This is a genomic window from Tardiphaga sp. 709 (genome assembly GCF_032401055.1).
Classification (GTDB): Bacteria; Pseudomonadota; Alphaproteobacteria; order Rhizobiales; family Xanthobacteraceae; genus Tardiphaga.
The window spans coordinates 3,209,183-3,233,310 of sequence record NZ_CP135529.1; the positions used below are offsets into that span (position 1 = coordinate 3,209,183).

At 63.3% G+C, this 24,128-nt stretch carries 22 protein-coding genes; 11 read left to right on the forward strand and 11 right to left on the reverse strand.

The window, feature by feature from the left end:
- The first annotated feature begins 323 nt into the window (after positions 1-323).
- Positions 324-1,394 carry a methyl-accepting chemotaxis protein gene (locus RSO67_RS15710; protein ID WP_410001891.1) on the forward strand — a complete coding sequence of 357 codons (1,071 nt, stop codon included), beginning with the start codon at positions 324-326 and terminating at the stop codon, positions 1,392-1,394.
- A 67-nt stretch (positions 1,395-1,461) separates the two neighbouring features.
- Positions 1,462-1,827 (forward strand): glyoxalase superfamily protein, encoded by a 366-nt coding sequence (locus RSO67_RS15715; RefSeq protein WP_315839628.1) that lies wholly within the window; start codon positions 1,462-1,464, stop codon positions 1,825-1,827.
- Between the two features lie 35 nt (positions 1,828-1,862).
- Here RSO67_RS15715 and RSO67_RS15720 read toward each other — a convergent pair whose 3' ends face one another.
- From RSO67_RS15720 to RSO67_RS15730, 3 genes are read right to left on the reverse strand one after another with little or no spacing between them, the layout of a single operon-like run.
- On the reverse strand, positions 1,863-2,384 hold the full coding sequence (locus RSO67_RS15720) for an NUDIX hydrolase (protein WP_315839629.1): 522 nt from the start codon (positions 2,382-2,384) through the stop codon (positions 1,863-1,865).
- A 15-nt stretch (positions 2,385-2,399) separates the two neighbouring features.
- Entirely contained in the window at positions 2,400-3,368 is a 969-nt protein-coding gene (gene denD / locus RSO67_RS15725; protein ID WP_315839630.1) for a D-erythronate dehydrogenase, read from the reverse strand.
- Between the two features lie 10 nt (positions 3,369-3,378).
- Positions 3,379-4,275: an NAD(P)-dependent oxidoreductase gene (locus tag RSO67_RS15730; protein ID WP_315839631.1), complete on the reverse strand. Its 897-nt coding sequence runs from the start codon at positions 4,273-4,275 to the stop codon at positions 3,379-3,381.
- Between the two features lie 244 nt (positions 4,276-4,519).
- Between RSO67_RS15730 and RSO67_RS15735 the strand changes: the two genes are divergently transcribed.
- Both RSO67_RS15735 and ilvD read left to right on the forward strand, forming a co-directional pair.
- Complete coding sequence (locus tag RSO67_RS15735) at positions 4,520-5,506, forward strand: ABC transporter substrate-binding protein (protein WP_315839632.1); 987 nt, start codon at positions 4,520-4,522, stop codon at positions 5,504-5,506.
- A gap of 101 nt (positions 5,507-5,607) precedes the next feature.
- Entirely contained in the window at positions 5,608-7,302 is a 1,695-nt protein-coding gene (ilvD, locus tag RSO67_RS15740; RefSeq protein WP_315839633.1) for a dihydroxy-acid dehydratase, read from the forward strand.
- A 109-nt stretch (positions 7,303-7,411) separates the two neighbouring features.
- Here ilvD and RSO67_RS15745 read toward each other — a convergent pair whose 3' ends face one another.
- From RSO67_RS15745 to RSO67_RS15755, 3 genes are all read right to left on the reverse strand, one after another.
- Positions 7,412-8,227: a 3-keto-5-aminohexanoate cleavage protein gene (locus RSO67_RS15745; protein WP_315839634.1), complete on the reverse strand. Its 816-nt coding sequence runs from the start codon at positions 8,225-8,227 to the stop codon at positions 7,412-7,414.
- 3 nt (positions 8,228-8,230) lie between these two features.
- Positions 8,231-8,575: a RidA family protein gene (locus RSO67_RS15750; RefSeq protein ID WP_089267869.1), complete on the reverse strand. Its 345-nt coding sequence runs from the start codon at positions 8,573-8,575 to the stop codon at positions 8,231-8,233.
- A 120-nt stretch (positions 8,576-8,695) separates the two neighbouring features.
- Positions 8,696-9,151: a hypothetical protein gene (locus RSO67_RS15755; RefSeq protein ID WP_315839635.1), complete on the reverse strand. Its 456-nt coding sequence runs from the start codon at positions 9,149-9,151 to the stop codon at positions 8,696-8,698.
- Between the two features lie 85 nt (positions 9,152-9,236).
- Here RSO67_RS15755 and recQ point away from each other — a divergent pair, with 85 nt between their 5' ends.
- Positions 9,237-11,114, forward strand: coding sequence for a DNA helicase RecQ (gene recQ / locus RSO67_RS15760; RefSeq protein ID WP_315839636.1), 1,878 nt, complete (start codon positions 9,237-9,239; stop codon positions 11,112-11,114).
- Between the two features lie 23 nt (positions 11,115-11,137).
- Here recQ and RSO67_RS15765 read toward each other — a convergent pair whose 3' ends face one another.
- Both RSO67_RS15765 and RSO67_RS15770 read right to left on the reverse strand, forming a co-directional pair.
- Complete coding sequence (locus RSO67_RS15765; RefSeq protein WP_089267827.1) at positions 11,138-11,470, reverse strand: GYD domain-containing protein; 333 nt, start codon at positions 11,468-11,470, stop codon at positions 11,138-11,140.
- A 35-nt stretch (positions 11,471-11,505) separates the two neighbouring features.
- Positions 11,506-12,009 (reverse strand): hypothetical protein, encoded by a 504-nt coding sequence (locus RSO67_RS15770; protein ID WP_210269244.1) that lies wholly within the window; start codon positions 12,007-12,009, stop codon positions 11,506-11,508.
- A gap of 1,057 nt (positions 12,010-13,066) precedes the next feature.
- Between RSO67_RS15770 and RSO67_RS15775 the strand changes: the two genes are divergently transcribed.
- The gene (locus RSO67_RS15775) at positions 13,067-13,264 is read left to right on the forward strand and encodes a hypothetical protein (protein WP_089263559.1); all 198 of its coding nucleotides are present in this window, start codon (positions 13,067-13,069) and stop codon (positions 13,262-13,264) included.
- 168 nt (positions 13,265-13,432) lie between these two features.
- The gene (locus tag RSO67_RS15780; protein ID WP_315844267.1) at positions 13,433-14,644 is read left to right on the forward strand and encodes a serine hydrolase; all 1,212 of its coding nucleotides are present in this window, start codon (positions 13,433-13,435) and stop codon (positions 14,642-14,644) included.
- A 195-nt stretch (positions 14,645-14,839) separates the two neighbouring features.
- On the opposite strand, the gene RSO67_RS15785 is transcribed toward RSO67_RS15780, so the two are convergent.
- Complete coding sequence (locus RSO67_RS15785) at positions 14,840-15,970, reverse strand: LysR substrate-binding domain-containing protein (RefSeq protein ID WP_315839637.1); 1,131 nt, start codon at positions 15,968-15,970, stop codon at positions 14,840-14,842.
- 135 nt (positions 15,971-16,105) lie between these two features.
- Between RSO67_RS15785 and RSO67_RS15790 the strand changes: the two genes are divergently transcribed.
- Genes RSO67_RS15790 through RSO67_RS15805 form a run of 4 tightly spaced genes read left to right on the forward strand, consistent with a single transcriptional unit; the run spans position 16,106 to position 20,806 of the window.
- The gene (locus RSO67_RS15790; RefSeq protein WP_315839638.1) at positions 16,106-17,353 is read left to right on the forward strand and encodes a serine hydrolase; all 1,248 of its coding nucleotides are present in this window, start codon (positions 16,106-16,108) and stop codon (positions 17,351-17,353) included.
- 15 nt (positions 17,354-17,368) lie between these two features.
- A complete protein-coding gene (locus RSO67_RS15795) occupies positions 17,369-18,310 on the forward strand; it encodes an ABC transporter permease (protein WP_315839639.1) in 942 nt (313 codons plus the stop codon).
- Positions 18,310-19,140 carry an ABC transporter permease gene (locus RSO67_RS15800; RefSeq protein WP_410001892.1) on the forward strand — a complete coding sequence of 277 codons (831 nt, stop codon included), beginning with the start codon at positions 18,310-18,312 and terminating at the stop codon, positions 19,138-19,140. The genes RSO67_RS15795 and RSO67_RS15800 overlap by 1 nt, the downstream gene beginning before the upstream one ends.
- A gap of 4 nt (positions 19,141-19,144) precedes the next feature.
- On the forward strand, positions 19,145-20,806 hold the full coding sequence (locus RSO67_RS15805) for an ABC transporter ATP-binding protein (RefSeq protein WP_315839641.1): 1,662 nt from the start codon (positions 19,145-19,147) through the stop codon (positions 20,804-20,806).
- 247 nt (positions 20,807-21,053) lie between these two features.
- Here the strand turns inward: RSO67_RS15805 and RSO67_RS15810 are convergent, their stop codons facing one another.
- Positions 21,054-22,637, reverse strand: coding sequence for an ABC transporter substrate-binding protein (locus RSO67_RS15810; protein WP_315839642.1), 1,584 nt, complete (start codon positions 22,635-22,637; stop codon positions 21,054-21,056).
- Between the two features lie 28 nt (positions 22,638-22,665).
- Positions 22,666-24,033 (reverse strand): aspartate aminotransferase family protein, encoded by a 1,368-nt coding sequence (locus tag RSO67_RS15815; RefSeq protein WP_315839643.1) that lies wholly within the window; start codon positions 24,031-24,033, stop codon positions 22,666-22,668.
- Positions 24,034-24,128 lie beyond the last annotated feature (95 nt).

Consider the following 24,128-nt stretch of genomic DNA (forward strand, 5'->3'; position numbering starts at 1 on the left):
ATGACTCAGCCTATGAAGCTCTGAGCCTGCACGAGTGTGGTTGATATCGCGTTGTTCGTCACAACAATCGGGAGCGCGTGCATAAGCATCACTAATGACGCCCTAATTTAAACCGTAAGGGGGCACCGAAGGTCCTACGAATGCGGCCGCGCGCATGACCAGACGCATTGAGATAGTGCCTACTGCGCACTCCTGCCGCTTATTCGTGCAAGTCGGCGGAACCCGGCACACGGAAAATTAAGCCACGATTAACCATGACTGGGCGATAAAAACTAAAGGTAACTGATTGCTGTCTCAACGGGGATGCGACGATGGTTTTGGCGATGAACCGCAGCAGCAATACTGCGCATGCCAATGCGACTGAAGAGGCCGACGACAGCTCCGATATCTCCGCGCTGATCGGGCGGTTGACCGCCGAGGTCAACGAGATCGCCTGCGAAAAGACCAGGTCGATCCAGCACATCACCAACCAGATGAAGATGCTGGCGCTGAATGCGCTGATCGAAAGCTCGCGCGCCGGCGCGCAGGGCGCGGGCTTCGCCGTCGTGGCACAGGAAGTGCGCAATGTCGGCCAGCAGGTCGAAACCATCGCGCGCGATCTGGAATCCCAGCTCACCGCCCGCACCGGCAGCCTGATGTCGTCAATCGAGAAGATGACCGAACGTTCGCGCGGCGAACGCATGGTCGATCTGTCCCTCAATGCCATCGAGCTGATCGACCGCAATCTCTATGAGCGGACCTGTGACGTGCGCTGGTGGGCGACCGATTCCGCCGTCGTCGATTGCGCGGCATCGCCGAGCGACGCCACCGTCACACATGTCTCCGAGCGACTTGCCGTGATCCTCGGCGCCTACACCGTCTATCTCGATCTCTGGCTGTGCGACATGCAAGGCAATGTCATCGCCAGCGGCCGTGGCGATCGTTTCAATGTTACGGGGCAGAACATCGCCGGCACCGCCTGGTTTCGCGATGCCCGCACGCTGCGCTCCGGCGACGACTACACGGCGGGTGATGTCGAGCGCCAGCCGCTCCTGAACAATGCGCAGGTGGCGACCTATTGCGCCAGCGTGCGCGAAGGCGGCAAGGCCAATGGCCGCGCCATCGGCGTGCTCGCGATTCATTTCGACTGGGAAGCCCAGGCGCGCGCCATCGTGGAAGGCGTTCGCGTCGATGACGACAAGACGCGTGTGTTGCTGGTGGACTCAAACCTGCGTGTGATCGCCTCGTCGGATGGGCAAGGCCTGCTCACCGAACGCATCGCACTGGCCCTGAACGGCCGCCGCAGTGGCTTCTATCACGACCGTTCGGGAGGCCTCGTCGCCTTCCATGCCACACCGGGTTATGAGACCTACAAAGGCCTCGGCTGGTACGGCGTGATCATGCGCGGCGCCTAGCCGCACGATCTAGCGCTTGGCAACCTCGCTGCGATAGTCTCCCGCACCTCACAAGCGGGAGACAGCGATGACCGACGTTACTTTCGAACCGGCAATTCCGGTTCTGCGCATCTATGACATCGCCAAGGCCAAGGAGTTCTATGTCGACTTCCTCGGTTTTGCGATCGACTGGGAACATCGCTACGAGCCGGACACCCCGCTCTACATGCAAGTGTCGCGCGGCAGCGTGAAACTGCATCTCAGCGAGCACTATGGCGACGGGACGCCGGGTAGCGTGGTCTATATCCGTGGCAGCAATATCGCGGCTTTTGCAAAGGAGCTGCATGACAAGCGAGCCCGCTTCGCGCGGCCGAGTCCGACCGATACGGCCCCAAAGATCACCGACCCGTTCGGCAATGTGCTGCGCTTCGATGACGCGACCAACACGCACTGAGCCCGCCGCTTCAGCCATCGCTGCAACGAGAGAACTTACCCGTTCAACCAGTTCCGGATCTTCGCGAAGAACCCCGTGTCACGTCGCACGCTGACAGGCCCCACGGCAATTGGCCGCACGGGCTCGCCATCCACAACCGGCGCCGCCCTTGCTGCCGCCAGCGCCATGGGCCCGACCTGCGCGAGGAACGCGTGTTCATGGCTGCGCGTCAGCCGCGCCAGGGCGGCGTCGAACGGCAGCCACGCGACTTCGCTGATATCCTTCATCAGCTTGCGTGACGGCGCGGGCGCGGCCTCCATATGCCAGAAATGCACGACCTTGGTGCGCTCGCCGAGCGGATAGGCCAGCGCGCCGAGATAGTCATGCACCGACGCAGCATGACCGGTCTCTTCCAACACTTCGCGCTCGGCCGCATCGCGCGGCGTCTCGCCATTGTCGAGTTTGCCTTTCGGCAACACCCAGTCGCCGCGCTTGCGCAGGCAGACCACGGCGAACAGCGGCGTCTCGCCCCGCTGCACGACAATGCCTCCCGCCGCCATGATGATATCGCGCGCCATGATTGTCCTTAACCGCTAACGCACAAAGACGCCATCGAGGTCATCCTCGATATGAGCATGAATGATGGAATCGAAACTCTGTTCCGCCTGGAAACCCAGCGCCAGTGCACGTTTGGTATCGAACATCGTAGGCCATCCCGCAACCATCGCCATGACAGCGGGATCGGGCACATGCTTGATGCGTGTCACAACACTGTCACCTGCCACACGGCGTAGCGCGGCAATCATCACGGCAACGGACGCACGCACGCCGGGCATCATCACCGTGCGGTGTGCGCCGAGCTTGGCGCTGTCAAGCGTCGCAGCATGAAGCAGGAATTCCGTTGTCGCGCGCGGACTGGCATGGGTCTGCCCGACGTCGTCGGTTACTGGTAGCACCGCCTCACGCCCGGCCAGCGGCTCGCGAATGATATTGGAGAAGAAACCCGACGCTGCTGCATTGGGCTTGCCCGGCCGTACGCAGATATTCGGCAGGCGAATTCCGATACCGTCGAAGAAGCCGCGCCGCGTATAGTCGGCCAGCAGCAATTCACAAATAGCCTTCTGCGTTCCGTAGCTCGACAGCGGCGTGTGAAAGAAATCGTCGGCGATCGGCCCGTTATAGGGCGCGCCGAAGGTCGCGATTGACGAAGTGTAGACGATGCGAGGGCGATAACTACCCCCCATCGCGCGGATCGCCTCGAACAGATTGCGCGTGCCGTCGAGATTGACTGCGTAGCCTTTGTCGAAATTCTGCTCGGCTTCGCCGGAGACGACCGCAGCAAGATGGAAGATCAGGTCGGGCTTTGACGCCAGCAGTGCTGCGGGCGCATCCGGTTTTGCGAGATCGACCATGATGCTGCGCGCGCCGACCAGATCGCTGGGGATCGCATCGGCCATCGCCAGATCGCCGATTTCCCCACCGCCGACATGACCGTCCTTCAGCAGCCGTTCGCACAGCTTGCGACCGATCATGCCGGCCGCGCCAATCACCAGAACTTTCATTCCTTGATCTTCATTCTTTGGGTGCCGACAGCTTGTAGATCTCCAGCGCGTCGGCATCGGCGCCGCGCACCGCCTTGCCCATGCGGAAGATCTGCGCCGCGAGCGCAGCCATCGGCACCGGCGTCGATGTGTCCTGCGCCACGGCGACGACCGTATCGAGATCCTTCAGCATCGTATGGATGTGGCCGAGCGGCGGCGAATGAATGCCCTGTGCCATGCGCGGCACGAACAGTTGCAGCGGGATCGAGTCTGCAAAACCGCCCGCGAGCGCTTCCGGCAGGCGCTTGGCGTCGATACCGGCATTCACAGCAAGCCGCGTCGCTTCGGCCAGTACCGCCATGGCGCAGCCGACGATCACCTGGTTGCAGAGCTTGGTCATCTGTCCGGCGCCGGTCGGCCCCATATGCGTGAAGTTGCGCGCCATCACCAGAATGTAGGGCCTGATACGTTCGACATCGGCGGCCTCGCCGCCCGCCATGATCGCGAGCGTGGCTTCCTCCGCGCCCTTGGTGCCGCCCGACACCGGGGCATCGATCCAGCCCATGCCGTTCGCCGCCTTCAGCCGCGCCGCGATGGACTTCGTCTTGTCCGGATGGATCGAGGAGAAATCGACGACCAGCTTGCCCTTGCCATCGCTGCCGGACAGTCCGTTGTCGCCGAACACGACCTCCTCGACCGCCGATGCATCGGTGAGGCACATGAAGATGATGCTGGCATGAGCGACGACATCGCGCGGACTGGCGGCGGCTTTCGCACCGGCCTCCACCAGCGCATTGGCCTTGCCGGGCGAGCGATTCCAGACGGCCACATCGTAACCGGCGCCGAGCAGCCGCCTGGTCATCGGCAGTCCCATCAGGCCGAGGCCGAGGTAACCGAGCTTCTCTTTGCCGCCCGCTGAATCCACCATTTTGACGCCGTTGTCCTTCTGCCGCCGAGCCACGCTGCTCGCATCTGCGAGCTATCTACGCTGCGTCCGCGGCCGCAGCAACGATGATATCAATGCCTGCGCAACTGCCAATTGTTGCGCCACAGCACGAATGAATGTTGGGCACGCAGCTCGCTTGCCAGAATATTTGAAGCATGAAAGGCTTCAAGACAGCGGGGCTTTTCTTTTGGCCGTGTCTGGCCATCATCAAACGGAGTGAGCGGGCATGAAGCTGGGTTCTTCGAAGTGGCTGGTGGCGGCGGCTCTCGCGGCGGGAGCGGTGTCGGGTGCGGCGCACGCGCAGACGATTCCGACCATCAAGGTCGGCTGGACCATTCCGGCCGAAGAATCCAAATACTGGATGATGAAGCGCCCGACCGAATTCACCAATCTTGGCAAGACCTACAATATCGAATGGACCCAGTTTCAGGGTACCTCGCCTATGACGCAGGCGCTCGCCGCCGGCGCGCTGGATTGCGCCACCCAGGGCGTGCTGTCGCTCGCCAACGGGGTCAACGGCGGCAACCTCAAGGCCTATATCGTCGCGCAGCACGTGTCGGAAAAGCCCGGCAGCTTCTCGGTCTATTGGGCCGTGAAGGATGACTCGCCGATCAAGACCATCGCCGACCTCAAGGGCAAGAATGTCGGCATTTCCGTCATTGGCGGCGGCACCTACGGGCCGTTCAAGATGCTGCTGAAGGGCGCAGGCGTCGATCCCGAGAAGGACGTCAAGCTGATCGAGATCGGCTTCGCAGCCTCGGAAGATGCGCTGCGCCAGGGCCGCGTCGACGCCATCAACATGAACCAGCCATTTGCCGCGCGCATGGAGGCCAAGGGCGGCACGCGCAAGCTGTTCTCGCTGAACGAAGCGATGCCGAACATCGTGCACATCCTTGAAGCCTGCCGCGCCGATTTCGTCGACAAGAATCCCGAACTCGCCAAGGCCTATGTCGCCGACATCACCCTTGGCATGAAGAAGGCGCTGGCCAACCGCGAGGAAACGCTGAAGGTCGTCAACGAAGTCATGAAGGCGCCGATCCCGGTGCTGGAGACCTATCTGCTGAAGGAGAACGACTTCGCCCGCGACCCGGGCGCTGCACCGAACTTCCCGGCCATGCAGAAGATGCTCGATATCTATACCGAGGCCGGCATGCTGCCGAAGATGGACGCGATGCAGTTCAAGCACCCGACCATCGTCGCGCCGATCCAGTAGAGCAAGACGCGACATCTCACTGTATGATGTCCTGAGGCCACGCCCACGGCGTGGCCTCAATGCATTGGACGACAAGACCAAGAAACGGAAAGATACGCCCCATGAAGAAATTGCGATCCCGCGTCACCACCGACGGCCTCGACCGTGCCCCGCACCGCGCTTTCATGCGCGCCATGGGCCTCGACGACGAGGCGATCGCAAAACCCATGATCGGCGTGGTGTCGATGAAGGGCGAACAGACGCCCTGCAACATGACCCACGACTTTCAGGTCGACGCTGCCAAGACGGGGATTTCCGAAGCCGGCGGCACGCCGCGCGAGTTCTCGACCATCTCGGTCTCCGATGCCATCAGCATGAACCATGAGGGCATGAAGTTCTCGCTGCTATCGCGCGAGATCATCGCCGACAGTATCGAAGCCGTGATGCACGGCCTCGCTTACGACGCGCTGATCGGCTTCGGCGGCTGCGACAAGACGCTGCCCGGCGTCATCATGGGCATGGTCCGCTGCAACGTGCCGTCGATCTTCATCTATGGCGGCAGCTCACTGCCGGGACTGCACAAGGGCAAGACGCTGACCGCACTGGATTCCTATGAAGCCGTCGGCGCCTTCATGACCGGCGACATCGACAAGCAGGAGCTGGAAGCCATCGAGCGCGCGTGTCTGCCGACCATCGGCGCCTGCGCCGGCCAGTTCACCGCCAATACGATGGCGATGGTGTCCGAAGCGCTGGGGATCACGATGCCCAATGTCTCGATGATTCCCGGCGTCTATGCCGAGCGCGCGCAATTCGCACGGCGCGCCGGACGTCTGGTCATGGACATGCTACGCAACGATGGCCCGTTGCCGCGCGACATCGTCACGCGCAAGTCTCTCGAAAACGGCGCCGCCATCGTCGCCGCCACCGGCGGCTCGACCAATGCCGCGCTGCATCTGCCGGCCATCGCCAACGAGGCCGGCATCAAATTCACCATCGACGATGTCGGCGAGGTGTTCGCGCGCACGCCCCTGATCGGCAATCTGCGACCAGGCGGCAAATATGTCGCCAAGGATGTCTACGATATCGGCGGCACCGCAGTCGTGATCCGTGCCTTGCTTGAGAGCGGCCATATCGACGGCTCCTGCATCACCATTACCGGCCGCACGATTGCGGAAGAATACGGCAATGCCAACAGGGCCGATGGCGAGATCATCTACTCCTCAGCGAAGCCGATCATGCCCGATGGTGGCGTCGCGGTGCTGAAGGGCAACCTCTCGCCTGATGGCGCGGTGATCAAGGTCGCCGGCCTGAAGAAGACGGTGTTTGAGGGCACGGCGCGCGTGTTCGAGGACGAAGAAAGCTGCGTCGCCGCGGTGAAGGACCGCAGTTACAAGGAAGGCGACGTCCTCATCATCCGCAACGAAGGCCCGGTCGGCGGCCCCGGCATGCGCGAGATGCTCGGTGTCACCGCGTTGATCTATGGCCAGGGCATGGGCGAGAAAGTCGCGCTGATCACCGACGGCCGCTTCTCCGGCGCGACCCGCGGCATGTGCATCGGCTATGTCTCGCCGGAAGCCTATATCGGCGGCCCGCTGGCACTGGTGCGCGACGGTGACAAGATCCGCATCGATGCGCCAGCGCGGCGACTGGACCTGATGATCGACGAATCTGAATTTGCGGCGCGCAAGGCGGCGTGGACCCAGCGCCCACCGCGCCACCGCGCCGGTGCGCTGGCGAAATATGCCAAGCTGGTCGGACAGGCCCCCGGCGGCGCCGTGACACACGACGGCGGCGCGGAATGGCCGTGGTTTGAGTAGAGACCCTCATGGTGAGGAGGCGCGTCTTCGCGCCGTCTCGAACCATGAGCTGTGGCATCATCCTTCGAGACGCGCGCGAAGTGCGCGCTCCTCAGGATGAGGGACAGAGTCAATCCGTCGTCGCAGCCCTGAGCTCATCCGCCGTCGCGTGCTTCAGCCCGACAGCTTCGATCGCGCGGCGTACGGCGCCAACCAGATCCTGATTGCCTTTGGCGCGGCAGCCATCCGGCAGCAATTCGTTGTTCTCAAAGCCGACGCGGATATGGCCGCCGAGCAATGCGCCAGCAGTGACACAAGCCGTCTCCTGCGCACCGAAGGCGCAGACACTCCAGTGTTCGAATGTTGGCGCACCGGGCACGACGAACGGCAGCAGATCGGCCGGGCTTGATGTCTGCCCCGCCGTATAACGGCCGAGCACGAACAGCACTGGCAGCTTCTCGAACGGCACCAACCCGCGCTTGCGAAATTCCGCCAGCCGGATGGCATCCTGCGCATCATAGAGAATGATCTGCGGCGTCACGCGCTCGCGCTTCATCCAGCCGAGCAGATCGGCGAAGGCCGGCTCCTCGCTGGCATCGGGCACCAGTTCACGGAGCGCCAGCGACACCGCTTCCGGCTTCACCGCCTGCACCACGGCGCGCTGCTCCGCCGGCGTGTATTTGCCGAGCGCCTCGGAGGTGATCTGGATCACGAGCCTGTCGCCGACTGCACTGCGGATCGCCGCAATGGCGTCCCGATAGGCCGCCGCATCGAGCAGGTGACTGCCGTCGGCATTGCGCACATGGGCATGGATCATCGCCGCGCCTGCCTCGAGGCAATGTGCGGCCGCCACCGCCAACTCCGCCGGCGTCAGCGGCACGGCGGGATGGTCGGCCTTGACCTTGCGGCCGCCGTTGGGGGCGACCGCAATGGCAACGGGAGGCATGATTTACGGAATCGCTGCGATGACGGCGATCTCGACCTTGATGGCGGGGTCAGCGAGCTTCGACTCGACGCAGGCGCGCGCCGGGCCAACGTCGGGCACCCAGGCATCCCACACCGTATTCATGGCATCGCGGTCATTGATATTCGGCAGCCAGACGGTCGCGCTGAGGATGTTGTTCTTGTCGGTGCCGGCTTCCTTGAGGAGCGCGTCGATCTTGTCGAGCACCTGCTTGGTCTGCGTCTTGACGTCGCCCGAATATTCATCCGGCACCTGGCCGGCGAGATAGACGGTGTTGCCATGGATGGAAGCCTGGCTGAGACGCTTGCCGGGACCGAGACGCTTGATCATGCAGAAGTCTTTCATTGAGTGTGGAACGGAGTGACCCGGGCGCGACCATCCCCGCTCGGAACTGGCCCGTCAAGCCCATGACGCCACACGGCGCAAGTGGCCCTGCGTGGACCACTCTTACTATTCCGCGGCGCGGGCCCGCTTCACGGCATCGTCCATCAGCGCCTTGGGCGCTGGCAGCCGCAACCGGCGGCCATGCTGCAGATAGAGCAGCGCGACACGCTTCGGATCGGACAGGTTCCAGATTTCGACCGCGGGCAGCCGCCCCACCATCGTCACGGATGGCCGATGCGCGATGACATGGGACAGGATCGCGGACTTCGGCCCCTTTCTGAATTTCCGGCGCACTTTGCGCGCGGCATTCTCATTGGCCGCCTGCCAGCGGATCTTGGGTCCGCGGCGACGGTTCAGAAGCCAAGAAAAGATCTCGCAAAATGAATGGCATACGGCTTTTCTTTTTGCCCGGTTGCAGCGACGCTGGCGCGGTCGCGCACTCATTCTCTTAGAACGGATCATCGACAGGGGTAAAGCGGCGCGATCAAGGCGAAAGGTCGCGATGCCAAGAGAATGAAGCATTCCCCGGGGAATGACACGTTCTCCAGGGGGAACGACGCGTTTCCCGGGATATACGCGACCCTCGAATCAGGAATAGACCTGCGCCATGTCCGTTCCCGCCGGCGCCTCGCGTCAATCGAAAAATCAGCCAGACGTGTTCCAGACCTCGGGCGCATTGTCCGTGCTGCATTCGGTGTTCGGCCTGCCGGGTTTTCGCGGTGCACAGGAAGATATTGTCCGCCACGTGACTGATGGCGGCAATTGCCTGGTGCTGATGCCGACCGGCGGCGGCAAGTCGCTGTGTTATCAGTTGCCATCCTTGCTACGCCCGGGCTGCGGTATCGTCGTGTCGCCCCTGATTGCGCTGATGCGTGACCAGGTTGCCGGCCTGCTCGAGGCGGGCGTCAAGGCGGCGGTGCTGAACTCGACCCTGTCTTGGGACGAAGCCAACGAGGTCGAGCGGCAATTGCTCGCCGGCGAACTCGACCTTCTCTACGTCGCGCCAGAACGGCTAGTGACCCCGCGCTGCCTGGCGATGCTCGGCCGCGCCAGGATCGCCCTGTTCGCCATCGACGAGGCGCATTGCGTCGCGCAATGGGGCCACGACTTCCGGCCCGAATATATCGGCCTCTCGGTCATCGCCGAACGGTTCCCGAACATTCCGCGCATTGCGCTGACCGCCACCGCCGACGATCTGACCCGGCAGGAGATCGTGCAACGCCTCCGCCTGGAAGACGCACCGAATTTCTTGGCGAGTTTCGACCGGCCCAACATCAAGTACGAAATCGTCGACAAGACCAACGCGCAGAAGCAGTTGCAGGCTTTCATCAGCGACCGGCATTCCGGCGAGGCCGGCGTGGTCTATTGCCTGTCGCGCGCCAAGGTCGAGGACACCGCAGCCGCATTGAACAAGGCCGGCATTCTCGCGCTGCCCTATCACGCCGGGCTGGATGCCCGCCTGCGTGAGACCAATCAGGATCGCTTCATCAATGAGGACGGCGTGGTGATCGTCGCCACCGTCGCCTTCGGCATGGGCATCGACAAGCCCGACGTGCGCTTCGTCTGCCATCTCGATCTGCCGAAGAGCATCGAGGCCTATTATCAGGAAACCGGCCGCGCCGGCCGCGACGGCAAGCCGTCCAATGCGTGGATGGCCTATGGCCTTTCCGACATCGTGCAGCAGCGCCGCATGATCGACGAGTCCACGGGTTCGGAGACTTTCAAGCGCGTCTCGATCGGGAAGCTCGATGCGCTGGTCGGCCTCGCCGAAACCGTCGATTGCCGGCGCACGCGGCTGCTGGGTTACTTCGGCGAAGAGGCGACCGGCACCCGCTGCGGCAATTGCGATAATTGCCTCTCGCCGCCAAAAGTCTGGAACGGCAGCGTCGCCGCACAGAAGCTGTTGTCCTGCGCCTATCGCACCGGGCAGAAATTCGGCGCCATGCATCTGGTGGACGTCCTGATCGGCCGCCTCACCGACAAGGTCAAGCAGTTCGGCCATGACAAGCTGTCGGTATTCGGCATCGGCGGCGAGCTCACCGAGAAACAATGGCGCGCCGTGATGCGGCAACTGGTGGCGCGCGGCTTTCTCTATGCGGATGCAGACGCGTTCAATGCGCTGAAGCTCACGGAAGAAGCGCGCGGCGTGCTCAAGGGCGAGATCGAGCTGATGTTCCGCGAGGAAACCGGCGGTACCGGCCGTGCGCCGCGCAGCAAATCCCGCCGCGGCGATCTTGCGGCACCGCGCAGCGACAATGCCAATCCCGATCTGCTCGCCGTGCTGCGCGCCTGGCGCTCGGAAGTCGCGAAGAAGCGCAACGTCCCGGCCTATGTCGTGCTGCACGACGCCACCATCGATGGCATCGCCAGCGAACATCCCACCACGCTCGACCAGCTCCGCGAAATCCCGGGGATCGGCGACAAGAAGCTGGAGCATTACGGCGACGAGATCCTCGCTTTGGTGAATGCGACGCCGGGACGATAGCGGGTGATCGAAGCCACCGATGTCTATCGGGCGGGCTTGTAACCCTTGATGACCGACTCCGACTTCTTCAGGGCCGCCACAAGTTCCGCCCCGGTCATCAATGCAGTTGTCTGGCTGGACTTGATGGCGCCGCCCGCCGCAATCGCGACGGCGATGGCCGCCATGCTCTCGATATCCGGTACATCGGCGATCAGCATCACGTCATACTCGCCCAGGCAATACCAACCACCGATCAATTGTCCTCCGACGGCCTCCGTCGTCTGCCGTCCAACGGATTCAACGCGGTTCTGCGGATTCTTCATTTGCGCGGCCCATGATTCCGGCGTGTAGGCAGCCTGATACATATAGAGCGGCATGTTCGACCTCCGTCAGCCGGGATTGTCCTGACCTTTCACCGGGAGAAGAGCGCGAGCTTCGCCATTTTCACGGCACGGCCCAGCTCTATTCGCGCGATGATACCGGCAGCGATCTGCATGGTGGCGCCGATTGCCCAGCTCAAACAGATGATGCCAGCCGTCCTGGGGCGCACGGTTTCACCCAGAATGATACTGGAGACTGACGTGATCGCCGTCACCGATGTGATGAAGGTACCGGCCGCAGTGAGCAGTTCCACCATATCCGCACTGTTGCCCAGCCCACGCCATAGCGGCAGATGCATGCGGTAATCGGCAGGAACCTGGGGCAGATCGATCCCGAGATAGAAGCCGGTAGCCCCGTAAATGATCATGGCGAACACGACTTCACCCGAACCGATGACCTCGATGAAGCGGCCGACCTCGGCAACGAACAGCCCGCAGGCAGCCCCAACCAAAGCGAGTCCGGTCCGTTCGAGAATGTGCGCCAACCTGCTGAGGGTCGAGCGGGTGTGCCACGATGCGCTGGGCTTGATGATCATGTGATCCTCGTCTGCCCATGAGCCCTTCGAGGAGGAGTTTTGAGGTCCGTCCTCCGCAATAACAAGCAGGAGTGCTTACCTAAATCGAGTGGGGTGGCGGTACCTGCTTCGGTGACGTGGAAACACACGCTCGCATTCTCGCGGCGCTTGCGCGTCCGAGTTTTGCGCATTCCTTCCCACCCTCCCTTAAGAGGGCGGGCGGAACGCCGGGTGCCCGTTGCACCCTTGGGCCTGATGCGAATGCGGTCTTCCGCAATTGAGAGTGCATCAGGACTTTCGGAGGCGCCGAGCAAGTGCCCGACGTTCCGCCTGCGGTGTTTTTTCAGCCTGCTTGCACTTTGCCTTGGCGAACGGTCCGATCACCAAAATGATGGTCCCACGGCGGAGGGACAGGGAGCCTCAAGCGAGTAAGCCGGACGCGTTTCGATTTGGTCGTCCGTCACACTGTCCAGAGGGTCTTTCCATCCGAAGGCCGGCCGTCTCCTTGCCAGTGGCAGTGCTGGCGCAGATCCGTCCTGCCCGAAGACAGACGTCACCCGTGAACCGCGTAACGCCGCATCTCCGGCGTCCACCGCACCCAGCCCCGCGAACGTGACGATCGCGCTCGCCCCTCTCATCGGGGCCGGACGAAAGGGAATATAAACCTGATGGGGATACTGTCAACAACAGATAGGAAAAAATGTTTGGATGCGCTGTCCCGCCGCCCGCCCCAAACTGTCATTCCGGGGCGTGCGCGCATCTTTGCGCGCGCGAACCCGGAATCTCGACCTGTTCAGCGCAAAACACACCGGGCTTCCGGGCTCAGTCCGGTCCGCTTCGCGGTCCGTACTGCCCCGGAATGACGAGCGTGGGTCGGGCTTCCCCGGCATCGAACAATACGGGTGACGCAAATACCGCCAAAGGCGCCAAAACCGCTGCATTCGTAAGTATCCGGCTACGCGACGAAACAAATCTCCGCTTCCACGAAACAATTTTCTACACGGACGCCATCGGCTGGAAACCGGCCGGGATTACACCTCCATGCAACAAGTAGCCGCGTAGACGGCAGGAGGCCGCCATGAACCACTCGATCCACAGCGCAGACCGCAGCACGCATCTGAAGATCGTCGTTGTCGCCCTGGTTGCCGGCATCGCGGTTGCAGGTTTCGGCATCGCCGCCCGCACGGGCACCAGCGACGGCACCCAGACGGCCCGCGTCATCAAGGCCGGCCAGCCGACCGCCCTCACCAGTTCGAACACGACGGCGGTTCGCTGATTGTCGCATCAGGACACCGGACCGGTTTGACCTCAATCAGCGTGATGCGCCGGTGATTCCGGCGCACCGCGCGTTTCAACCTTGGCACCCTCGACAGTCCCTCTGCCCTGCCATAGTAAATCCTTGGGCGCATCGACGCGCCCGAAGATGCAGGACAGCCCTTTGACTGTGACAGATGTGGCGCCGGGTGCAGGCGAAGCCAACAGCACCATTCGTCAAGCTTCCGCGACGAGCCCCAAGACTGCAAACCAGACCGCAATCGACGCGATCATCAATTCCTATGCCGGCCGATCGATGCCCATCGATCATCTGCGGACCTTCGTCACGCCCGAGATGAATTTCGCGACGCGCACCATCAAGGCTGGCGCACCGGTGCGGCCGCTGACTTACGGCAAGCGCACACTGCCGGACTTTCCGATCGTCTCCACCGCCGGCACCTTCGACATCTACGACTATGTCTCGCGCAACCGTGTCGCCGGACTTCTGGTGATGAAGAATGACGAGGTCCTGCTCGAACATTATGACCTCGGCATCAATGCCGCCACGCGCTGGCTATCGATGTCGATGGCGAAATCCTTCAGCACCACGCTGGTGGGCGCCGCCATCCAGGACGGCTATATCCAGAGCGTCGACGACCCGCTGACCAGGTATCTTCCCGAATTCTCCGGCACCGCCTTCGAGGGCGTCAGCGTGAAGACGCTGATGCAGATGACGTCGGGCCTGCGCTGGAGCGACGACCAGACCGATGCGAATTCCGAGCGCCGCAAGATGCTCGCATTGCAGGTCGGGCAGGAGCCCGGTGCCGTCATGCGTTACATGGCTGAGCGCCCGCGCGCCGCGGCGCCCGGCACGCAATGGACCTATTCGACTGGCGATACCCATGTGGTCGGCGCGCTGGTGAAAGCCGCCACCGGCAAATGGCTGAGCGATTATCTCTCGGAGAAGATCTGGTCCAGACTCGGCATGGAGGCCGATGGCGCCTGGTGGCTGGAAGCGCCCGGCGGGCTGGAAGTCGCCGGCAGCGGGATGTTTGCCACCCTGCGCGACTATGCCCGGTTCGGCCGGTTCATTCTCGATGACGGCGTGATCGATGGCACCCGCGTGCTGCCGGAAGGCTGGGTCCGCGAGGCCGGGGCATCCAGACAGATCAACGGCCAGCGCGTCGATTACGGCTATATGTGGTGGATCGTGCCGGCGCCCGACGGCACGCTCGATGACGGCGCCTTCGTCGCGCGCGGCATTTTCGGCCAGATGCTGTACATCAATCCGAAACAGCGCGTGATCTGCGTGGTGCTGAGCGCACGCTCGAAGCCCACGACGCTGAACGCGCCGATTCTGGACAATGATTTCTTCAATGCGGTGGTGAAGGCGCTGAGGTGATCGGCTGACTTTCTTACCTCTCCCCGCTTGCGGGGAGAGGTCGACTGGAACGCGCGCAGCGCGTGAAAGTCGGGTGACGGGGACTCACCATTTGCTCGGAGTCGATGGAGACTCCCCTCACCCGTCGTCGCTTCGCGACGCCACCCTCTCCCCGTCTAGCGAAGCTTCGCTTCGCCGTGCGGGGCGAGGGAAGAACTACCCCACTTTGCTTCGCTTCGCCTGCGCCGCAACGCTCAGTTCGGGCCAGTCTTGCGCGATGGCCTCGATCAGCCAGTTGCGATAGCGGCGGATCAGTGGCGCATCCCAGCGGTCGGCGCGGGTGATGAAGTAATAGATGCCATCCGAATAAGGCTGAAAGCTCGCATTGTCTTTTCCGATCTCGACGAGGCGGCCGGATTCCAGCTCATGCGCAACCACCATATGGTTGGACAGCGCTACGCCGCGGCCATGGACCGCTGCATCCAGCGTCATGTGGCCCTGCCACAGGCGAGGACCGCCGAGGTCGAGTTCGTCATAGATGCCGTGCGCCGCCAGCCAGTGCGCCCAGCTGTCGAAGTCCTCTTCATGCAGCAGGCGCTGGCTGAGCAGATCGCGCGGCGTCTCGATCGCCGGCATCGAGGCCAGGTAGGCCGGGCTGGCCACCGCGACAATCGGCACCCGCGCGGCCTCGATGCAGCGCAGGCCGGGGGCGAGCTGCAGCGGATTGCCATAGACCGACTCGAAGCGGATATCGATATCCGTCTCGTGCGAGGCGAAATCCGGCCGGCGATCGGTGGGGCGCAGCTCGATATCGACGTCGCGATTGGCCTTCTCGAACAATCCGATCTTGCGCGACATCCAGTGCAGCGCGAAGCCCGGCGCGCACCAGATCAGCAGGCGATGATTATCGCCGCGCCGCATCAGGTCGATGGTGGCATCGGCAATGGCATCCATCGCCGCCGCAATATGCCGGTGATAACGCACGCCGTCATCGGTCAGCGAGATGCTCGACGACGTCCGGTCGATCAGCTTGGTGCCCGTCCATGATTCCAGCGTGCGCAGATGCCGACTGATCACCGCGTGATCGCGCCCGAGGCTCTGTGCCGCGCGGCGCACGCCGCCGAGCCGTGCCACCGCATCGAAGGCACGCAGCGCCTCGAAAGGCGGGATCGACTTGCGCGACGGCGGGTTCAGCGCCGGGGCTGGCGCGGCTCCGCTATCGTCCATCACGACAGGATTGGGGCCTGGACTGGAGACCGGCTTCATCATCCATCCACATTCGGTTGGCGGCACGACCGCCAGGCGGATCGTCCCAACGAGACAAGCATTCAGCGAAGCAAGAGACATGCCGGTGTGCACAGAGGCAAGTCGGCAGGGCTGCGGCAAGATGGCAGCCTAGCACGGTGCGCCCGGTGCACCACCATGCCCCTCATTGGCATCTTCCGAGTCATCTTGATGGCGTTACCCTCGTGAGGTCTAACGATGGCTCATCGCGCGCTGCGCGGCGGCCGCGGCATGGGGAGCACGACACTGACCGATCTGTTTCAACGGCCACGCTACCGCGACCCGCTCAATCCCGGCGGCCCCCTTCTGCCGCGCTCCGGCTGGAGCCGGGCGCCGATGCATCGCTGGACCTTCCAGCACATCCGCGAGATGACGCCGACCGCGCAAGTCTGGCGCGGCCCGGGCCCGGTAATGCCGATGCGCGAGAATTTTGCGGCGCTGGACGACGTCGCCTTCACCTTCGATGGCCGCGAGCTGAGTTTCGCGCGCTTTCTGACGGACAACGCCACCGACGGCATGCTGGTGCTGCACCGTGGCGCCATCGTCTATGAGCGCTACTTCAACGATATGAAGCCGCACAGCCAACACCTGTCGATGTCGATGGCAAAATCGATGGTCGGCATGGTGGCCGGCATTCTCACCGACCGTGGCGTGCTCGATCCCAAGGCGCCGGTGACGCACTATCTGCCCGAACTCGCGCGCACCGCCTATAGCGGCGCGACGGTGCAGCACGTGCTCGACATGACCACCGGTGTCGTGTTCGACGAATCCTACACCACGCCCGGCTCGCATATGGTGAAGCTCGGCTATGCCTGCGGCTGGCGCGTCAACGACCAGCCGGACTACCCGCGCATCATGTGGGAGCTGATCCTGACGCTGACCGAACAGGACCGCCCGCACGGATCGCTGTTCCAGTATCGCTCCATCGAGACCGACGTGCTCGGCTTCATCCTCGAACGTGCCACCGCAACTTCGCTCTCCGAGCTCGTCAGCCGCGAATTATGGGCGCCGATGGGCGCGCAGGAGGACGGCTATTTCACTGTCGACCACGGCGGCTTCGCGCTGGCCGATGGCGGCTTCTGCGCCAGTTTGCGCGACTATGGCCGCTTCGCGCAGATGATCATCAATGGCGGGCGGTCCGGCGATCGTCAGGTGATCCCGAAAGCGTGGATCGACGATACCCGCAACAACGGCAACACCGAACTGTTCCAGGGCTTCTTCCGCGAGACGCTGCCGGAGGGCGCCTATCACAACAAATGGTGGATCGAGGACCCCCGAGGCCGCGCCATGCTGGCACGCGGCATCTTCGGGCAGCTCATCTATATCGACCCGGAATCCGAATTTGCCTTCGTCAAGCTCTCGACCTGGCCCGAGGTCACCAGCGTGCCGCGCGCCCGCGAGGCCGTCGCCGCCGCACATGCGATCCGCGATGCACTCACACGATAACCCAAAGGCAGCGTGATGGGCCGCTTCCTGCTCGGACGTCTGCTGCAGGCGGTGCCGACACTGATCATCGTATCGGCGGCGATCTTCTTTGCCATGCGGCTGATCCCCGGCGATCCCGCTTCCGTGATGCTCGGCGATCTCGCGACGCCCGAACAGGTCGAGGCGCTGCGCCGGGAGATGGGCCTCTCCGGCGCGCTGCCGTCGCAATATCTGACCTGGCTCAGCCACATCTTCTCGGGTGACTTCGGCAAGTCGATCTCGTCAGGCGAACACGTGCTGCCGCTGATGCTGGACCGCTTCGCTGTCTCCGCAACCATCGTCGTCACAGCCGTGGTGTTTGCCGCGCTCATCGCGGTGCCAGCCGGCATGTTCGCGGCATGGAAACAGGGCAGCTTCGCCGACTACGGCACCGTCGCGCTCTCGACGCTGCTGCTGTCGATCCCGAGCTTCTGGCTCGGCCTGATGATCCTCTTGGTATTCGGCATGTGGCTCGAATGGTTTCCCGTCATCGGCTACGTATCGCTGAGCGAGAGTTTCCGTCAGGGCGTGCTGTTCATCTTCATGCCGGTGCTGACGCTGATCATGGTCGAACTCGGCCCGATCGTGCGCATGGCGCGCGCCTCCACCATTGAGGTGTCGCGGCTCGAATATATCACCCATGCCCGCGCCAAGGGCCTGTCGGAATCCGAGGTGATGTGGCGGCACGCGTTTCGTAATGCGTTTGCGCCGACCTGGACATTGATCGGCCTGATCCTCGGCGGGTTGCTCGGCGGCATCGCCATCACCGAGACGGTATTCACCATTCCCGGCCTTGGCCGCCTGCTGGTCGAGGCGATCTATGCCCGCGACTATCCGGTGGTGCAGGGCTGCATCCTGTTCATCAGCGTCATCTATGTCATCGTCAATCTGGTCGTCGACATGCTGTACCCGCTGTTCGACCCGAAGATCGCGCAATGATGCGCTATCTCCCCCGCCTCGCGCGCGGCCGCGCCAATCTCCTGATCGGCGGCGGCCTCGTCCTGCTGCTGGCCCTGCTCGCGATCTTCGGGCCGATGCTGGCGCCGTATGATCCGCTCAAGCTCAACCTGCGCGCCGTGCTGAAGGCGCCGTCCGCATCGCATCTGTTCGGCGCCGACGAATTCGGCCGCGATGTGCTGAGCCGGCTGATCTATGGCGCGCGCACCACCGGCTGGATCGCGCTTGCGACCGTTGCCATCGCGGTCTCGCTCGGCCTCTTGTTCGGCATCGTTGCCGGCTTCCTGCGCGGCTGGACCGACAGGATACTCATGATCCTTAACGACTCGCTGCTGGCCTTTCCCGGCCTGCTGCTGGCGCTGTTCATCATGGCAATCTCCGGCGCCAGCCGCGAGGCGCTGATCCTCGCACTCAGCGTTGCTTATATGCCCGCCGTGGTGCGCGTTGCACGCGCCAGCGTGCTGTCGGTGCGCGAGCGCGAATATATCGAGGCGTCGCGCGTGATGGGCAATTCGGAACTGGTAACCATGGTGCGTCACGTGCTGCCGAACTGCATGGCGCCGATCACGGTACTGGCCACCACGATGTTCGGCTGGGTGATCCTGTCGGAGAGCGCGCTGAGCTTTCTCGGCCTCGGCGTGCCACCACCGGCGCCGAGCTGGGGCAACATGCTGGCCTCGGGCCGCCCGTTCATTACGCAGGCGCCCTATCTTCTCATTTTGCCCGGCCTGTGCATCTCGCTGACGCTGCTTGGCATCAACATGCTGGGCGATGCGCTGCGCGACTGGCTCGACCCGAAGATGCAGGCGTAATGCGATGACGATGAAACCCGATCCATCGCAGCCCGTGATCTCAGCCGAGCGCCTGACGGTGACCGTCGGCCCCGACGGCAACAAGCTCGTTGACGATGCCAGCTTCTCCATCATGCCCGGCAGCATGCTGGCGCTGGTCGGCGAATCCGGCTCCGGCAAGACGATGGCCGCGCGCGCGGTGCTCGGCCTGTTGCCGACACCGCTGATTGCGGCGCCAGGCAGCAGCATCAGGTTCCGCCACACCGAGCTTGTCGGCATCGCGCCGCCGGCACTGCGCAAAATTCGCGGCGCGCATATCGGCATGGTGTTCCAGGAGCCGATGGTGTCGCTCAATCCGTCGATGACAATCGGCCGGCAGATGGCCGAGGGCCTCGCGCTGCATCACCGCCGGCTGTCGCGCGGCGAGATCCGCGAGCGCTGCCTCGCGATGCTGAAGCGTGTCAGCATTCCCAATCCGGTCCATTGCCTCGACGCTTATCCGCATGAATTTTCCGGCGGCATGCGCCAGCGCATCATGCTGGCCTCGGTGATGCTGCTGAAGCCGGACCTGTTGATCGCCGACGAGCCGACCACAGCGCTCGACACGCTGGTGCAACGCGACGTGCTCGACCTGATGGTCGAGCTGACGCAGGAAAACGGCACCGCGGTGCTGCTGATCAGCCACGACCTCGGCATGGTCTCGCACTACGTGCGCGACGTGGCGGTGATGCTGAAGGGCAAGATTGTCGAACAGGGCCGCAGTCTCGATGTGCTGTCATCTCCACAGCACGACTATACTAGGCGGCTAGTCGATGCACTGCCGAGGCGAAGCGCCGGCGGATTGCGCAGCGCGCGGACCGCCAAGCCGCTGGTCGAACTGCGCGACGTGGTGATCGACTATCCCGGCCGCGCACGCTTGTTCGGCCGTACCGAGGCCAAGCGCGCCGTCGACGGCGTCGATCTTACCATCGGCGAAGGCGAGACGCTGGCGCTGGTCGGCGGCTCTGGCTCTGGCAAGACCACGCTCGGCCGCGCCACCGTCGGCCTGATCACGCCGACCTCCGGCAGCATCGCCTTCCGCGGCGGCCAGATCATGACCTGGCGCGGCCGCGCGGCGCGGCTGCAGCGCGAGGAAATGCAGATCATCTTCCAGGATCCGTATTCCTCGCTCGATCCGCGCCAACGCATCGGCGATATCGTCGGCGAGCCTTTGCGGCTTGACACTACGATGGACGGCAAGGCGCGTGATGCCCGCGTGCGTGAGGTGCTCGATGAGGTCGGTCTGTCCCAAGACTTCCTGCGCAGGCTGCCGCATCAATTGTCCGGTGGCCAGCGCCAGCGCGTCGCCATCGCACGCGCCATCGCACGGCGCCCGGCCTTCGTGGTCGCCGACGAGCCGGTGTCGGCGCTCGACATGACCGTGCAGAAGCAGATCCTGAAACTGATCCGCGAGTTGCAGGAGCGCTATGGTTTTGCGTGTCTGTTCGTCTCGCATGATCTCGGTGCTGTCGAGCAGGTCGCCGACCGTGTCGCCGTCATGCAGAACGGCAAGATCGTCGAAGTCGGGAGCCGGGACGACATCTTCGACCGGCCGCAGCATGATTACACAAAGCGGCTGCTGAATGCGGCGATGCTGCTAGACCGGAAGTTTGATGGCGCGGGGGTGGCGGCGGAGACGGTGGTCTAGCGCCATACACTCAGGCTTTCATACGCGGGCTTGAACAGCGTACCTATCTTTGCCGGTCACTCCGCCCTCATCCTGAGGAGCGGTCGCCTTCGACCGCGTCTCGAAGGATGGCCGCGAGCTCCGGAGTGCGGCAATCATGGTTCGAGACGCGCGCAAAAGCGCGCTCCTCGCCATGAGGGGGAGTACGAAAAAACCCGAGGCCATCGCCGGCCCCGGGTCTTCAAGTCTGCCGTAACGCTGCGGGCAGTTACAGCTTCTTCCACACACCCCAGGCGCGCGGTTTTTCGAGCGGCCACGACTCGTAGTTCACGAGCTTCGGCGAGACCGCCTCGATCACGGGATAGTAGTAAAGGCCGAGGATCGGCACTTCCTCTTCCATTTTGGCATGAAGCTGCCTGAGGATGGCCTTGCGCTCCTCGAAACCCGTCGCGTTTAGCGCCTTGAGATACAGCGCCTGCGCCTCCGCATCGTCCCATTGCGACGTCGGCGCCTTGGCCTTGTTGCCGATGATGGTGCCATACATCAGCATCGGGTCGGCGCGCGACGAATAGCCGAAGGACTGCAGCTGGAACTTGCCGCTCATCCAGTTCTCGAGCTGCGCCGCCCAGTCGATCACGTCGAGCTGCACGTTGAAGCCGGCGGCGTTGAGCATGGCCTGCACCACAACGGCATTCTCATACATGCCGATATAGCGCTTGTTGGTCTGCATCTTGATCGGCTCGCCCTTGTAGCCGGCTTCCTTCAAGAGCTTTTTCGCGGCTTCAGGATCGTATTTCGGCCAGGCCTGGAACGACTTGTCGAAATAGGCCGAGGATTCCGCAACACCCGACGGATTGAACTCGGTAAGACCCATCAGCTTGGTCTCCGCCATTTCCTTGAAGTCGATCGCATGCGCCAAAGCGCGGCGGATCTTGACGTTCGACATCAAGGGGTCGGTGGTCTGGATCAGGATCGCCGACAGTGACAGGCCCGGCGCGGTCTTTACGACGGCGCCGCGCTTTCTCATTTCCTCGATGCGCGAAACCTGAAGATAGGTGACGATGTCGACCTGGCCGGCGAGCAACGCGGTTTCCGCCGCGGTCTTGTCAGGGATGACGACGAAGCGAACCTCGTCGAAATAGCTGGTGCGGTCGCCGCCGAAGCCGTCGCGCTTCTGCTTCGACGCGACATAGTCCGCGAAGCGCTCCAGCGAGACATATTGCTCCTTGCGCCATTCCTTCAGCTTGAACGAGCCTGAACCGATCGCCGATCCTGCAATCCAATTGCCCTCGGCGTCGACATTCTTCGGGCTGGCAATCCAGAAATTGCAGACGATGTCGGCGAGCCGCACCAGGAACAGCGTGTTCGGCTTGTCGAGGGTGAAGACTACCGTTCCGTCGTCCGGTGCTTCCACCGACTCGACCTTCATGCCGCGCGAACCGTCGAAGCTTGCGGCACAGACCCATGGCGCACCGGACTTCGGGGCCGCCATGCGGCGGTCCCACAGCCACTTGACGTCGGCGGCCTTCGCCTTGTCGCCGTTGTGATAGACTATGCCGTCGCGGAGCTTGAAGCTGTAGGTCTTGCCGTCCGGCGACACGTCCCAGCTCTCGGCTGCGGCGGGGCCGATGGTCATGTCGTTCCTGTGCGCGACAAGCTGTTCGTAGATGTGATTGAGGACGTGGTCGGTGAGATTGTCGCTGCGCGAGGCGTCGAGCGTGCGGATATCCGCCGTCATCACGATCCGCATCGTGCCGCCACGGATCGGCTCCTCCGCACGTGCCATGCCGGCGAAGGCGACGCCCGCGGCAATCGCGGCCAGGACGGTGGCGAAGACAGATCTCATCCTCATGCGGTTCTCCAAATCACGTTGCCAATATTCATAATCCGAAATGCCGGGCCGTCTCGTCGAGCGCGCGCCTGAGCTTGTCGACGAGTTCGTCGATCTCGGCATGGGTGATAACCAGCGATGGGCTGAGCACGATGGACTGGCCGACGGCGCGGACGATCAAGCCCTGATTGTAGGCGGCTTCGCGGCAGAAGATGCCGGCGCCGTCCTCGACCGTGAAGATCTCGCGGGTGTCCTTGTCCTTGACCAGTTGCAGCGCCGCCAGCGTGCCTACGCCGCGTACCTCGCCGACCACCGGATGCTGTTCGAACTGCGCCAGCGCCTGATGCAGATAGGGGCCGATGTCGTTACGAACGCGGTCGACCAGGCCTTCGCGTTCAATGATGTCGATATTGGCGAGTGCCACCGCGCAGGCGACGGGATGGCCCGAATAGGTATAGCCGTGAGCGAGCAACCCGCCGGCGCCGATGGTCTCGAACACCCGCTTGTTCATCGCCACCGCGGCGATCGGCAGATAGCCGGAGGACAGCCCCTTGGCCAGCGTCATCAGGTCCGGCGTGACGCCGTAAGTTTGCGCGCCGAACCATTCGCCGGTGCGGCCGAAACCGCAGATCACTTCATCCGCAATCAGCAGCACATCGTATTTGCGGCAGATGCGCTGGATTTCCGGCCAATAGGTCGAGGGCGGATCGATCACGCCGCCGGCACCCTGCACCGGCTCGCCGATGAAGGCCGCGACATTCTCGGCCCCGAGTTCGAGGATCTTCTGCTCGAGCGCTTGCGCGGCCTGCAGTCCGAATTCCTCCTTGGTCTGCTCACCGCCGAACATGTACCAGTGCGGATGCTGGATATGCGCGAAGCCGGGGAGCGTGCCGCCGTCCATGGCATGCATATGCGGCATTCCGCACAGGCTCACGGCTGCCAGCGTACTGCCGTGATAGGCCATGGTACGGCTGATGAAGGTGCGCTTGGCCGGCTTGCCCCGCAGCTTCCAGAAATAGCGCACCATGCGGACGATGGTGTCGTTGGCCTCGGAGCCGGACGAGGTGAACAGGAAATGGTCGAGGCCCTCCGGCGTGAGCTGAGAGAGCTTGTGTGCGAGCTCCGTCATCGCCGGCGTCGTCGACTGGAAATGGTTGCTGTAGAATGGCAATTCGGTCATTTGCCGGGTAGCGGCATCGACCAGTTCCTGCCGGCCGTAGCCGACATTGACACACCACAACCCGGCCATGCCGTCGAGGAATCTGCGCCCGTCGCTGTCCCAGATCTGGCAGCCCTCGCCCCGCACAACCACACGGGTCTTGCCGCTGGCGATCACGGCGGGATCGGTGAAGGAATGGACGTGATGCGCGCCGTCGAGCGCCTGCAAATCGCCGGTTGTTCTTGTTGTATCGAGCATCTTTTTCTCCGACGACGCCGGGCAGCCACGACAGGGCCAGCGTCAACGAAGGGATCATCGAATTGCCCGGACGATTGCGGGAGATGCCAAACAGG

Coding starts and splice junctions, on each gene's coding strand:
- RSO67_RS15710 (WP_410001891.1), top strand. CDS start 324: ATGAACCGCAGCAGCAATACTGCGCATGCCAATGCGACTGAAGAGGCC.
- RSO67_RS15715 (WP_315839628.1), top strand. CDS start 1,462: ATGACCGACGTTACTTTCGAACCGGCAATTCCGGTTCTGCGCATCTAT.
- RSO67_RS15720 (WP_315839629.1), bottom strand. CDS start 2,384: ATGGCGCGCGATATCATCATGGCGGCGGGAGGCATTGTCGTGCAGCGG.
- denD (WP_315839630.1), bottom strand. CDS start 3,368: ATGAAAGTTCTGGTGATTGGCGCGGCCGGCATGATCGGTCGCAAGCTG.
- RSO67_RS15730 (WP_315839631.1), bottom strand. CDS start 4,275: ATGGTGGATTCAGCGGGCGGCAAAGAGAAGCTCGGTTACCTCGGCCTC.
- RSO67_RS15735 (WP_315839632.1), top strand. CDS start 4,520: ATGAAGCTGGGTTCTTCGAAGTGGCTGGTGGCGGCGGCTCTCGCGGCG.
- ilvD (WP_315839633.1), top strand. CDS start 5,608: ATGAAGAAATTGCGATCCCGCGTCACCACCGACGGCCTCGACCGTGCC.
- RSO67_RS15745 (WP_315839634.1), bottom strand. CDS start 8,227: ATGCCTCCCGTTGCCATTGCGGTCGCCCCCAACGGCGGCCGCAAGGTC.
- RSO67_RS15750 (WP_089267869.1), bottom strand. CDS start 8,575: ATGATCAAGCGTCTCGGTCCCGGCAAGCGTCTCAGCCAGGCTTCCATC.
- RSO67_RS15755 (WP_315839635.1), bottom strand. CDS start 9,151: ATGCTTCATTCTCTTGGCATCGCGACCTTTCGCCTTGATCGCGCCGCT.
- recQ (WP_315839636.1), top strand. CDS start 9,237: ATGTCCGTTCCCGCCGGCGCCTCGCGTCAATCGAAAAATCAGCCAGAC.
- RSO67_RS15765 (WP_089267827.1), bottom strand. CDS start 11,470: ATGCCGCTCTATATGTATCAGGCTGCCTACACGCCGGAATCATGGGCC.
- RSO67_RS15770 (WP_210269244.1), bottom strand. CDS start 12,009: ATGATCATCAAGCCCAGCGCATCGTGGCACACCCGCTCGACCCTCAGC.
- RSO67_RS15775 (WP_089263559.1), top strand. CDS start 13,067: ATGAACCACTCGATCCACAGCGCAGACCGCAGCACGCATCTGAAGATC.
- RSO67_RS15785 (WP_315839637.1), bottom strand. CDS start 15,970: ATGTCTCTTGCTTCGCTGAATGCTTGTCTCGTTGGGACGATCCGCCTG.
- RSO67_RS15790 (WP_315839638.1), top strand. CDS start 16,106: ATGGCTCATCGCGCGCTGCGCGGCGGCCGCGGCATGGGGAGCACGACA.
- RSO67_RS15795 (WP_315839639.1), top strand. CDS start 17,369: ATGGGCCGCTTCCTGCTCGGACGTCTGCTGCAGGCGGTGCCGACACTG.
- RSO67_RS15800 (WP_410001892.1), top strand. CDS start 18,310: ATGCGCTATCTCCCCCGCCTCGCGCGCGGCCGCGCCAATCTCCTGATC.
- RSO67_RS15805 (WP_315839641.1), top strand. CDS start 19,145: ATGACGATGAAACCCGATCCATCGCAGCCCGTGATCTCAGCCGAGCGC.
- RSO67_RS15810 (WP_315839642.1), bottom strand. CDS start 22,637: ATGAGGATGAGATCTGTCTTCGCCACCGTCCTGGCCGCGATTGCCGCG.
- RSO67_RS15815 (WP_315839643.1), bottom strand. CDS start 24,033: ATGCTCGATACAACAAGAACAACCGGCGATTTGCAGGCGCTCGACGGC.